Annotated in this window: 13 protein-coding genes; 9 read left to right on the forward strand and 4 right to left on the reverse strand. The window is 41.3% G+C overall.

From position 1 onward, the window contains the following. Positions 1-27 precede the first annotated feature (27 nt). Complete coding sequence (locus C5745_RS04290) at positions 28-1236, reverse strand: GTP pyrophosphokinase (RefSeq protein WP_105715750.1); 1209 nt, start codon at positions 1234-1236, stop codon at positions 28-30. A 235-nt stretch (positions 1237-1471) separates the two neighbouring features. On the opposite strand from C5745_RS04290, the gene C5745_RS04295 reads away from it, so the two are divergent. From C5745_RS04295 to C5745_RS04330, 8 genes are all read left to right on the forward strand, one after another. Further along, positions 1472-2461 carry a TolB family protein gene (locus C5745_RS04295; RefSeq protein ID WP_133166288.1) on the forward strand — a complete coding sequence of 330 codons (990 nt, stop codon included), beginning with the start codon at positions 1472-1474 and terminating at the stop codon, positions 2459-2461. A gap of 14 nt (positions 2462-2475) precedes the next feature. Then, positions 2476-3078 carry a hypothetical protein gene (locus C5745_RS04300; RefSeq protein WP_133166289.1) on the forward strand — a complete coding sequence of 201 codons (603 nt, stop codon included), beginning with the start codon at positions 2476-2478 and terminating at the stop codon, positions 3076-3078. Positions 3079-3128: 50 nt separating this feature from the next. Next, positions 3129-5159, forward strand: coding sequence for a tetratricopeptide repeat-containing sensor histidine kinase (locus C5745_RS04305; protein WP_105715753.1), 2031 nt, complete (start codon positions 3129-3131; stop codon positions 5157-5159). After that, positions 5152-5772: a response regulator transcription factor gene (locus tag C5745_RS04310; RefSeq protein WP_105715754.1), complete on the forward strand. Its 621-nt coding sequence runs from the start codon at positions 5152-5154 to the stop codon at positions 5770-5772. The genes C5745_RS04305 and C5745_RS04310 overlap by 8 nt, the downstream gene beginning before the upstream one ends. Positions 5773-5846: 74 nt before the next feature. Next, positions 5847-6968 (forward strand): vWA domain-containing protein, encoded by a 1122-nt coding sequence (locus tag C5745_RS04315; protein WP_105715755.1) that lies wholly within the window; start codon positions 5847-5849, stop codon positions 6966-6968. Between the two features lie 73 nt (positions 6969-7041). After that, positions 7042-8508, forward strand: a complete 1467-nt coding sequence (locus tag C5745_RS04320; RefSeq protein ID WP_105715756.1) for a sigma 54-interacting transcriptional regulator — start codon at positions 7042-7044, stop codon at positions 8506-8508. 134 nt (positions 8509-8642) lie between these two features. After that, entirely contained in the window at positions 8643-9353 is a 711-nt protein-coding gene (gene gntA, locus C5745_RS04325; protein ID WP_105715757.1) for a guanitoxin biosynthesis heme-dependent pre-guanitoxin N-hydroxylase GntA, read from the forward strand. 33 nt (positions 9354-9386) lie between these two features. Further along, entirely contained in the window at positions 9387-9977 is a 591-nt protein-coding gene (locus tag C5745_RS04330; RefSeq protein WP_105715758.1) for a DUF1989 domain-containing protein, read from the forward strand. Between the two features lie 24 nt (positions 9978-10001). On the opposite strand, the gene C5745_RS04335 is transcribed toward C5745_RS04330, so the two are convergent. From C5745_RS04335 to C5745_RS04345, 3 genes are all read right to left on the reverse strand, one after another. Further along, positions 10002-10487, reverse strand: coding sequence for a carboxymuconolactone decarboxylase family protein (locus tag C5745_RS04335; protein ID WP_105715759.1), 486 nt, complete (start codon positions 10485-10487; stop codon positions 10002-10004). Between the two features lie 61 nt (positions 10488-10548). Beyond that, positions 10549-11082, reverse strand: coding sequence for a Crp/Fnr family transcriptional regulator (locus tag C5745_RS04340; protein ID WP_207795711.1), 534 nt, complete (start codon positions 11080-11082; stop codon positions 10549-10551). 119 nt (positions 11083-11201) lie between these two features. Continuing rightward, on the reverse strand, positions 11202-11651 hold the full coding sequence (locus tag C5745_RS04345; protein ID WP_243403246.1) for a GNAT family N-acetyltransferase: 450 nt from the start codon (positions 11649-11651) through the stop codon (positions 11202-11204). Positions 11652-11726: 75 nt separating this feature from the next. On the opposite strand from C5745_RS04345, the gene mgrA reads away from it, so the two are divergent. Further along, positions 11727-12758 carry an L-glyceraldehyde 3-phosphate reductase gene (gene mgrA, locus C5745_RS04350; protein ID WP_105715761.1) on the forward strand — a complete coding sequence of 344 codons (1032 nt, stop codon included), beginning with the start codon at positions 11727-11729 and terminating at the stop codon, positions 12756-12758. Positions 12759-12775: the final 17 nt, after the last annotated feature.

Below are 12775 nucleotides of genomic sequence, written 5' to 3' on the forward strand. Positions count from 1 at the left end.
ATCGCCTGGTATACCAGGGACGGCCTTTCATGCATCTTGACTATTGATTAGCTTTTTTGATAGTTCCGTAAGCAATTCTAAACTTTCCTTTAAGCTCCTTTCTGTCGGTATACGAATGCCGTGTAGTAAATCGTTTCTAAGTTTTCCTAAATGATCCAGCGTTAAAATTTCCTCATCCGTTAAGAACTTATTGTTTTTTATGATTTTATATGCGTATGTTATAGCTTTCGTTGTCCCAATTTCCTCTTCGAAATGGAGCGCTCTTATTTGTTGTTCTAGCATTACCCAGCGTCTGATGAACGCTTCACAACTGGATACTTTCCGATCCGCAATCCCCAAGTTTTTAAAATAATTTCTCAGGCTTACGCCGTCGTTGTCTTGATAATTAAGCAATAGCATGTTTAATAGTTGGTCGGTCGCAGATTCCTGTGAAGTTACGTCAATCTTGTTTATAAAATCAATAAATTGATTGGTGTCCAATTTTTTAATTGTGTTCAGATAGTTGTTTAGAAGGTAAGTATCACCGATTTTTATTTTGTTTTTGTATTCTTTATCAATCGCGCTTATGAGGAAATTTGTCAATTCGTATTTATTGGTGATGGCATTCTTTTGTTTTGTCCTCTCTGCCATGGCGGACTGCAACCTCTCTAAGGCAATCTCTCCACTAAGTACCATGCCATTGATTTCGTCCAATATTGATAGTTCTTCCCTGGATAGAAACCCAGAATAGGGTTTATAGACTAAGTCATGTTCAACTTCTGACCAAGCATGCATTAAGACGGAAGCAACCTGGATTTCGGCAATTATACTGTTATGCGCGGTTATATGCTCATCTTTATAGCGTATTCTATAATGTGTAGCCCAATATCCAGAAAATCGTTTGGCATGTTTGGGAGTATGTGCTTCTGTCGGAAATATTTTTTTCTTTTCAACATTGAATATGTCCGTTATTATCTCATCGATAACATCCCGCTCTGATGGAAAATAAAGCGAGACACGGATGCCTGCCAAATCAACAATATCTTCGAGAATGTCTTCCATCGAATGATACCGTTTATCGGCATTTCGTTTGATTAATTTATCTCTTAATCGATCTCTTTTTTTTGCTCTGAAAGTTACCATTGCTTTAATGCCTCTTTTGAATAGTTGATCTTCAATCTGCTCTGCAATGATCTGCGATTGTTTTTGATAGAAATCTGTGTCGTATGCCGTTATAAAATTGTCGATTATTTTCATTTAGGAGAAATTTCGTTTTGTCTGACCGCACCATCGGTAAAACACTCAAGTTAGCGTTTTCAGCAATAGTAGTAGGGGCAGATAGGCACATTTGATTTATGCTTTATTTTATAAAGAACATGGATGGAAGTGAATTGTTTTTAATATAAAAATCCTTGTTTTCGTGGATTGAATAAGTTTGAATTCCCTGTTAACTTTGAAAGTGGAATTTTAAAAGTTTAGAAAAATGAAACAGATGAAAAAATTAATTGCTGCTAAGTTTGTTAATGTATGTTTTGTTCTTCTTTTGGTGGGATGCTCCAAAGAACAAAACACCGGCCCTGGGGAAGACAATAACCCAGATGGGGTTGCTTATCCAGTAACGTTAAAAGGAACAATCTATTACGATTGGGCAACGGAAGGTATTCTAAAAATAAGCTTACCTGATGGAACAGGAAGCTCTTTTATCCCCGATGACACTAAACTTAATAACTTCGATATTTCACGAGATGGGAGAACAAAGCTGACTGTCGTTAATGCCAGTACTTTAGGACAATATGATGTTCGGTTCACCATCAGTGATATCAAAAACGGCAACGTCATTGAAGAGTTTATATATAACAGCCCCGCAGGGAATAGCTACTGCAAAGGCTATCTATCCCCCGATAATAGCTTAATTCTAGTGACGTCCAACGATAGAGAAGATGGTATTACGATTCTAAAGAGAAACGGTGAATTTGTAACACGCATGATGGATATTAATGGTGAGCGACTTGGTTTTAGCGAAGCACGCCTTTGGTTACCTAACAATAACGTCGTCATTACCCATGGTAAATATATTATTCGGATTGCTCCTCCCTATACATCGGGAACGCTAATAAAGGAAATGGACTATGAAAATTGGGATGAATTGACGGTGAATCAGGCAGGAACACAGCTCGCCCTGCAGATTGCGAATCATATCTACACGATGGATATTGATGGCTCGAACTTAAAACAAGTGACCATTAGCAATTTTAAAGAATCGGTTCCTCAGTTTTCTCCTGATGGAAAATATCTGCTGGTGGGCAGCGAATATAAACAAACGGGGCCCTTCGGCTATATGTGGTACATGAAGATTATTCCAAACGATGGAAAACAATATCATGTTGATCCGATTGAGCAGAACTCACCGGACGTAATTCCTGTCATTGTTAGTGGCCAAGACCGTATTGAAGCGGCAGGCGGCCAAATGATATGGCGATGACTTAATAAAAAGCTATGAAGAAAATAATGTTATTAATGGTATCTATTCTGTTTTTAGGATGTACCAAAGAAGACGGTCAAGATATTGAAGATGATGATTTTAGTGCCTATTACGGTGGTACACCTTTTAAAGGAACGGCAAGCGGTATTCGCTTGCAAGACGATCAAGACAATTACACGTGGGAGGGAACTGGGCGTGTGGCCTTGATCGAATCATCTTTAGATTCCGTATCCTTGGTTTTCATGGCTGATTTCGGTAATGAAGGAGAGATCAATTTAAAAATGCGCGGAAAGACAGAAGGATCTGCCTTTCGGTTAGAAACAGAAGACCCCTCCAATTTCTTTCGTGTCATCGACGGAAAGATTACGGGAAGTACCGAAAACCACCTTCAGAAGATGTTTTTCGAAGGGTCTATGGAGAAAGAACAAGTGAATATGGCTGTCGAAGTTCAATTCAAAGAGGCGGAAGGCGCATTTCCAAAAGGATCGCGGCTACGCCTTCGTTTTAATACCAGTCGTAACATCACCGACAACGACAACGGTTCTGGCTGTCAAATGCGCTTGGTTCCTATATGGAGCCCTAATGGTATGACTATGGGGATGGTTCCCGATTGTTAATCTGCGTATTTATCCGTATTTTTCAAAAACAATCAGTGGTTACATTTCATATGCTACAGAGACTTGGGTTGCTTGTTTTGCTTTTGGTGATCATAATAACACAGGGATTTAGCCAGTCGAAAGATGAGCTAGAACATCATGGTGATAGCCTTTTCCGACAACTACAATCAATAAAAGACCGCGACGCAAAAGCGCGAGCTTTATTTGATCTGAGTTTTTTTTGGTCCGATTACGATACAACTAAAGCACTTTCCTATCTAAGCGAAGCTGAAAATGTTTTAGGAAAAACAGGTAACTCCGCTTTCTACCAAGGGCTAGAGAGCTTCTACCGTGCCGCAGTTTATTTTGAGGCCGATCCCACCGAAGCCAAACAAAACTACATGAAGGCTGAGCGCTTCTTAAAAGATGTGAAGGCAGAACAACGTACGGAGGCTTCGCGCTACCGCGCGCGGTTATGGGGAAGCTACGGAGCATTATTGCAACGTGAGGGTAAAGCGCATGAATATGTTCAGATTCTAATAGAAAAAGTCATTCCGCTAGCAAAAAGTATCGGAGATTCTTCCCTAATGGGAAATAATTTTCAAAATGTCGCTATAAATTTGATGAATTTAGGTGATTATGAAAAAGCGGATGAATATTATGACAAGGCGCTACAGTTGCTTAGCGGAAAGACAGAGTCGCCGGAAGAGCGTTTTACACTATTTGTTAATGTCGTACGGAATGCTTTGCTTCACAAAAATTATCGTAAGTCCGGCGACTTGTTAGACAGCGCCGCCGTATTGGCCCTCCATATTCCAAATTCACCATATATCCCTATATATCATTCCGTTTATGGAAGTTATTGGGCAGCGCTAAAAGATTATAAGAAAGCCCATGCGCATTTTGAAAGCGGTTTATCCGCAGCAAAAATGCATAGCAATGAGGAAATGGCCGCTACGATACTTTTTGATCAATTTACGGCCTACCAGATGAACAGCGAATACGGTTCCGCAAAAGAAAAGCTACTGGAGGTATTACCGCACGTACAACAGAAATATTCGTTAAGAAACAAACAGATGGTCTACTACAATCTGGCTAGTACCACTGCGAAATTAAGCCAATACCAAGAGGCTGTCAAATGGTATGAAGCATATAAAAATGTGTCAGATACCCTTTTTCATGATAGGAGTCAAGCTCATATCCATGAGTTGGAAAAAAAATATCAGACGGCGAGAAAAGAGAAAGCGCTTCTTCAGATACAAGCAGAAAGTCAACAACAGCAGCTTTCCCTACAAAATACGCGTATGCTGGCCGGCATTTTATTGCTAACCAGTATCATATTAGGCGTAGTCAGTTATACCGGGTATAATGCGCTGAAGAACAAAAAGAAGTTAGCGGCACAAAAAGAAATGCTATTGCAGAAAGAACTTAAAAACCACCGTCAACAAGAAAAACTAAACCTCTATCATGCTATGTTGCAAGGACAAGAGCGTGAACGTAGCCGAATAGCAAGAGATCTGCATGATGGTTTAGGCGGTATGTTGGCAAGTGTTAAGCTGAAATTATCAGCAGTTGCCACGAATGCTAACAAACAAGAGATTAATAACGAACCCCATATGGAATTGTATACCATTATCAGTCAACTAGATCATTCGGTCGATGAGCTGCGTCGGGTAGCACGTAATATGATGCCTGAGTCTTTATTATATATGGGGCTTGAAGCAGCTTTGAAAGATCTCTGCAATGCCCTGACTAATGCTGAATTAAAGATCGATTTCCAGGCGTCAAAGGTGAGTAGTAATCATCCTCAACCTTTTCAAATTGCTGTGTATCGTATTGTACAGGAACTGTTAACCAATGCGGTCAAACACAGTAGAGCTTCGCAGGTTTGGGTGCAGTGCAGCGAAGAAAAAGGGAAGTTTTTCGTTTCTGTAGAGGACAATGGCCGAGGATTTGATCCCAAACAGGAGCTGCTTGAAAAAGAAGGAATTGGAATTTCCAATATCCGTAATCGCGTAGAGATACTAAACGGACAATTGGAAATCGATACGATGCTAGGCAGAGGCGCATCATTTCATATTCGGCTAGATATATATGGATAAAGTCATCTCCGTCATCATTATCGACGACCACCCGTTGGTCCTAAATGGGTTTGAGTTTATCTTAAGCCGAAACTCCGATATCTTGCTCAAAAAGACGTTTAGCCGAGCTAAGGATGCGTTGAGCTTTTTACAGACTGAACAGGTAGATGTTGTGCTAATGGACATTAATATGCCCGATATGAACGGAATCGAAGCGACCGAACTTATTAAAAAGTCCTACCTCGACACCCGGGTAATTGCTATCAGCAACTTAAACGAAGGAAGTATCGCCTTACGGATGATACAGGCGGGGGCAACCGGCTATCTCCTTAAGAATGTATCGGCAGAAGAATTGATCGATGCTATACAAGCCGTGTACCACGGCGAACAAGTTTTTAGCACGGAGATGAACGACGCACTGTCTGATAAACAGGATTCCGTACCTAAAATCACGGCAAGGGAACGAGAAGTGCTATCTTTGATGGCAAAAGGGTATACTACACCAAAGATTGGAGAGCTGATGTTTATTAGCCCGCTGACCGTAGAAAGTCACCGCAGGAATCTTTTGCAGAAGTTTCTCGTGAGCAATTCGGTATCTTTGATTCATAAGGCTACCGAAATGAAGTTTATTTAAGGCTGCTGTCATCTTTCTTACGATTCTTGCATTTTTCAGACGCGATAAAGGCTATTAAATCGTAAATTTATGCTATGAAGAAAGCGGAAAGAAATAAGGGATTTGTCTTTAAGCAGTACGAAGAGCCCTTTCAGACGCCTTTTGATAAGCTATTTGAAATTTTCAAGGAGCTCATCACCCATACCTCTGGTGATTTTGATGAAGCCATCGATTGGTTGCGGGAACTGGACAAAGAGTTCAGACTGACGACACCCGAATATACCATAGACGATTTTATAGAAGATCTGAAAAATAAGGGATACATTGTAGAACGTTTAGGCTTTGGTGGTGGAGAGGGCGTGGATATCACCTCGAAGATGGAAAAGGCCCTTCGGCAGAATGCCTTGAATCAAATTTTTGGTAAGATGCGCAAGGGTAAGTCCGGGAATCACAAAACCAATTACCAAGGGCGTAGTGACGAGAATACAGGAGATTTTAGAGGCTATCAATATGGGGATAATCTGGAGAAAATATCGGTGACAGAGAGCCTGAAAAATGCACAGATCAATCATGGAATAGGAGATTTCAGTTTGTCAGAAAATGATCTGGTTGTCGAGGATACGCAATTTAAGTCGCAGATGAGTACGGTGCTGATGATTGACATCAGCCACAGCATGATCCTGTATGGGGAAGACCGAATTACACCAGCGAAGAAAGTTGCTATGGCTTTATCGGAGCTCATCCTTACGCGCTATCCTAAAGATTCACTGGATGTCATCGTCTTTGGTAATGATGCTTGGCCTATAGCCATCAAAGATCTACCATACCTACAAGTTGGGCCGTTCCACACTAACACCGTTGCCGGCGTTCAGCTAGCCATGGATATACTCCGACGAAAACGGCATGCGAATAAGCAAATATTCATGATTACGGATGGGAAACCGAGCTGTTTGAATATGCCGGATGGCACATACTATAAAAATCCAATGGGTCTGGATCCTATTATCACCAGCAAATGCTACAGTGTAGCGGCACAGGCACGAAAATTGGGCATAACGATCACGACGTTTATGATTACCGCTGACCCCTATCTGCAGGAATTTGTCGATGAATTTACGGCGTCGAACCGGGGTAAAGCCTATTACACGGGGCTGGGAGATTTAGGCGAAATGATTTTCGAAGATTACGAAGAAAATCGTAAAAAGAGAATCCGTTAAGCATCGATTTAGGAACAATAGGATAACGATTTCACACACATTCATTGGCGTTTTTAATTAAGAATAAAATTATATGGATTATACGAAGATAAAGACATTTGGTGAACTGAAAAATGCAGGGTATGCACCCAAAACGATAAAAGAAGAGCTGCGTCAGAATCTGATAGCACAAATACAGAAGGGCGAAACCGTTTTTGAAGGGGTACATGGTTATGAGGACAGCGTTATTCCAGAATTGGAAAGAGCTATTCTCTCCAAGCATAATATTAATTTACTCGGGCTTCGTGGTCAAGCGAAGACGCGGTTGGCGAGGCTGATGGTTAATTTGCTAGATGAATACGTGCCCATAGTGGAAGGTTCTGAAATCAATGACGATCCATTTAATCCCATCTCTCGTTATGCCGTAGAACTGCTACGTGAGAAAGTGGATGAAACACCTATTAGCTGGCTTCATAGAAGCGAGCGTTTTGCGGAGAAACTGGCGACGCCAGATGTGACCGTAGCGGATTTGATTGGTGATGTCGATCCCATAAAAGCAGCGAATCTGAGGCTGAGCTATGCCGACGATCGCGTAATCCATTTTGGTATGATCCCACGGGCAAATCGTTCGATATTCGTAATTAATGAACTGCCGGACCTGCAAGCTCGAATCCAAGTGGCGCTCTTCAATATATTGCAAGAAGGAGATATACAGATCCGCGGATTCAAGTTACGCCTGCCGTTGGATGTCCAATTTGTATTTACCGCCAATCCCGAAGACTATACCAATAGAGGAAGCATCGTGACCCCGCTGAAAGATCGTATAGGGTCGCAGATTTTGACGCACTATCCCACGTCCGTGGCTGTCGCCAAGGCGATTACCGCGCAAGAAGTCGGTTTAGAAGCCGGACAAAAGGAACAGATCTATGTACCCGAGCTTGCGCGCGAAATATTGGAGCAAATCAGCTTTGAAGCTCGGGAAAGTGAATATATCGATGTAAAAAGCGGTGTCAGCGCTCGGATGAGCATTACCGCGTTCCAAAACCTGCTGAGTACAGCGGAACTGCGCATGCTGAGGAATGGAGAAACGTCGACCGCGGTACGATTAAGTGATTTTATGGGCATTGTGCCCGCTATAACCGGAAAGGTAGAATTGCTGTATGAGGGTGAGCAAGAAGGGGCCGCTGCGGTTGCTATACAGTTGATCGAAAATGCGGTGAAGACCTTATTCCCCACCTTATTCCCCAAAATAGAAAAATTAGAGAAGGAAAACGAACAATATCCGTACGATGACATCATGCGTTGGTTCTTGAGTTCAGACGGTATTGAGTTGCCGGACGAACTGCCTACTATGGATTATCAGCGGACGCTGGAACAAGTGGAGCCTATCCGTGCGTTAATAAAGCAGCATCAACCAGAGACAAAACAGGAAGATATTTATTTTCTCAGCGAATTTGTGCTTTGGGGGTTGACCTTATATAATAAACTGAGTAAATACAGAGTAGATAAGGGTCTACAGTTTCAAGATAATTTTCAGGGCTACCTAAGAAATAACCTATAGAAACGATACCATCATCTATTATATTGTATGTTTCCCCTTTGGAGGATAGGGGAAACATACCATTTTTACGAAACAAAAGCTTCCTGGTGTCGTTATACCATAAATGACATGCTAATATTCCACATCAATTCATTATGGGAGCAAAAGAAATAAAAACCTATTTTAAACCAGAAGATATAATAGCCGGATCGAATCAGCAGATTCAAGAAATCAGTCAAGACTTTATACAAAAAATCGATGCAGTGGATTATCCCTGTGTCGGCGCAAAATCGGCGATGCATACCGATCAATATCGGTTTGGAATATACGGAAAAATGGGTGCTGAAGAGAGTACCAGAGCTTTAAATAATGACTTAAAGACATATGTCGAAGAAACAGTTGCCGCCGATAGTCAATATATGTCCATGATTGCAGTATTCACCGACCAAATACAGTCCGAGCTCGATTTCGAAAAAAAACTCTGGTTGCAATTACAAACACTGCACGATAGCGAAAAGGACGAACAGCCATGGGATCCCACCGTGGGCAGTAATCCTGATGAGCGTGATTTTAGCTTCAGTTTTCATGGCAAGGCTTTTTTCGTGGTAGGTATGCACCCGCATGCAAGTAGAAGAGCGAGAAGATTCAAGTATCCCGCGATGGCATTTAATCTTCATAGCCAGTTTGAACGGTTACGCGATCTCGATCTATACGAGAAAATGAAAAGTACTATTCGTGATCGGGACATAAACTATGACGGCGATATTAACCCCATGCTCAGCGACCACGGTGAAGGGCTTGAAGCACCTCAATATAGTGGACGCAAAGTAGATAAAAGTTGGAAATGTCCATTTCATGCTAAATAAGTTAATTATATTTACAAATCAATCATATACCATATGGTTAACACAATAGAAAAACAAACAGGTACAGCCTTTCAACTTAAAACGGGTGATAAACTAAAAGTGATCGACCCTCAGGGTGAACAAGTAAGTGATATGGTTCTTTTTAACGCTGATGATAAACGTGAGCGAATTTCGTCAGGAAAAACACTAGATTTTGAGAATACGATTTTAATCACCAAAGGCCATCATTTATGGAGTAATAGAAGTCGTAAGATGATGGAGATATTGGAAGATACCAATGGGCGTAACGATTTTCTTTTAGCGCCTTGCAGCCCCGAAACATTTCAAATCCTTTACAATAATCCTGAGTACCATCCGAGCTGTTTTGAAAACCTTTATACCAACCTTTCAGCGTTTGGAATAGAACCGGATGATATCCCAACCGCTTTCAACATCTTTATGAATGTGCAATTTAGTGCAGACGGAGAACTATCGGTCGATCCGCCTAAAAGTAAAGCGGGAGATTATGTCGTTTTTGAGGCTAAAATGGATTTGATTGTCGGTCTTACTGCATGCTCGGCCGAACAATCAAATAATTATGCTTTTAAGCCTATTCAATATGAGATCATAAGCAGTAGGCATTAACGTTCTACCCAATAGGCCAGGACGCTATGTTCCAGCTATTGTGTTTTCGTCCAATCCTAAAAATTTATCAAGCGAACCTGGTTCTGCTCGGAAACCCACGCCGAACCGATTGAGCGCATTGATAAGAGCTATAAGCATAGTGAGTTTGGTAAGTTCGGCGTCATCAAATAGCGATTTTACGGACTGATAAACTTCATTTTTCGTTGTTTCCGGACTCAACTGCGTTAAAGCCTCTGTCCATAGCAAGGCCGCTTTTTCTCGTGCCGAAAAGAGCGACGATTCTTGCCAACTCGATAAATGAAGTAATCGCAGAGGACGCTCCCCGTCCCGAATAGCTTGTTTAGTGTGGATATCTATGCAAAACAAGCAGCCATTGATTTGCGATGCTCGCAACCTTACAAGATGGACCAGCAGGTTTTCTAACCCTGAGTTGCCTGCTAAAGCGTCCAGTTCCAGAAGTTTATTGTACCCTTTTGGAAAATGTTCACTGTATTTTAATCGTTGTGCCATATTTAATCATTTAACGTACAGCAAAAATACGGTGTGTCCTGCAAGAAAAAATTGAACAGGTTCAAGAAATATGCTTACGTCTCAATTTACTAATGTATTCTGGTGAAAGACCCAGATAATTTGCAATAAGGTATTGAGGGATGCTGTTTACAAATTCTGGAAATTCGTCTCTGAATTTGAAGTAAATTTCTTCCTTGGAATAACTTAGGATATACTTCATTCTTGTTTGATAACTACCATAAGCGATCTGATACACAGTTCTGAAATAAGATTCCAGTTTCGGAAAAGTCTCAAAGAGCTCAACACGCTTAGTTGCGGAAATGCTCAATATTGCTGTCTTTTTTACAGCTTGTATAAAAAACTCAGTGGGCTTCTTCGCTTGAAGGGCTAAGTAGTCAGCCAGCCACCAGCCCTGTAAGGCAAATTGGACGGTGTGTTCCGTTCCATCCTTGTCTATAAAGTACATTTGCAAACATCCAGATAATACAAAATAATCATGAAGAATAGTATCCCCTGAACGCATTAAAAGCTCTTTTTTTTCAACGTCTCTGTGCGTAAAATATGAAATAACTTCTTCCAGAACCTGATCTTCCATGGAGACGAATTTGTTGATATGTTGAAATAAGATTTTACTCATTTTTTAAATGCTATTAAGTCGGTGTATCATGAATCTAGCTACGTTATATCTAGTCGCTATACAAATATATTGGCGAATTACTCCCTAATCATTTCTATATGAGGTATTCCGTCTTCATCGTAAGGTTTTCCGATTTCCGCAAAGCCTAATGCATTATAGAATTTTATCAAATATACTTGCGCTCCAATACGTATCGTTGAACTGCCAAAAAGTTCTTTGCATGACGATATCGACTTTTCCATAAGTTGCTTTCCTAATTTTAAACCTCTGAAATGAGGGCCAACAACGACTCGTCCTATAGAGACCTCGTCATAAGATACGCCAGCAGGAAGGAGTCTTGTGTAGCCCGCCAGATTATCATTTACGAAACACATCAGATGATAACTGATTAGATCTTTCTCGTCGATATCCTGATAAGGGCAACATTGCTCTACAATAAAGACCTCATTTCGAAGTTTCAATATTTGATAAAGTTCAGTGGTATCTAGTTCTTTGAATGCTTTAATAAAATATGTAATTCTCATCATGACTGTATAAAAATTAACGTCTATTATAGTATATTAGCGTACATTAATGGATGAACAAAAGAATGAACCGAAGATATGCATTATACTCCAAATCCAGATAGATACCAACAGATGGTATATAACAAATGCGGTAAGAGTGGCTTGAAATTACCAGCGATATCGCTGGGATTATGGCATAATTTCGGTGACGACAAACCACATCATATTAAACAGCAGATATGTCGGACAGCATTTGATCATGGTATCACGCACTTCGACCTTGCCAATAATTACGGCCCGCCCCCGGGAACGGCAGAATTGGCTTTTGGCAGAATATTAAAGGAAGATTTTGCCGGTTTGCGAGATGAACTTATCATTTCTTCAAAGGCAGGTTATGAAATGTGGCCGGGCCCCTATGGCGAGTGGGGTAGCAAAAAATATCTTATAGCAAGTTGCGATCAAAGCCTTAAACGTATGGGGCTCGAATATGTTGATATATTCTATTCCCACCGTTTTGACCCCAATACGCCATTGGAAGAGACTATGCAGGCCCTGGACCAGATCGTTCGATCCGGCAAAGCATTGTATGTGGGGCTTTCTTCTTATAACAGTAACCGAACAAAAGAAGCTGTGGCGATCCTGAATGATCTCGGAACCCCGTGCCTGATACATCAACCAAGCTATTCGATGCTTAATCGTTGGATTGAAAACGATGGCCTCATTGATACGCTTGATGAACTTGGTGTGGGTTCCATCGTCTTTTCTCCGCTTGCCCAAGGAATGCTCACCACAAAATATCTCACCGATATCCCCGATGGTAGCCGGGCCAATCAACGGGAGTCGTTAAACCCAAATTTCCTCAGCAACGAAAATTTGGAAAAGATACGAGCACTGAACGTTATTGCTGAAAGTCGTGGCCAAACCCTTGCACAAATGGCCATCGCTTGGGTTCTCAAAAAAGGGAGAATCACATCCGCCCTTATCGGAGCAAGCAGGCCAGAGCAGGTGACGGATTGTGTCGGTGCTATAAAGAATCTTGACTTTACAGCAACGGAACTTTCTGAAATCGATCGGTATGCAACAGACAGTGACATAAATATCTGGGCAAGGTCAGCAGAACTAGATTGAGTGCGATTTTAGCCAAT

The sequence above is a fragment of the Sphingobacterium haloxyli genome (assembly GCF_002980525.1).
GTDB classification, from domain to species: domain Bacteria; phylum Bacteroidota; class Bacteroidia; order Sphingobacteriales; family Sphingobacteriaceae; genus Sphingobacterium; species Sphingobacterium haloxyli.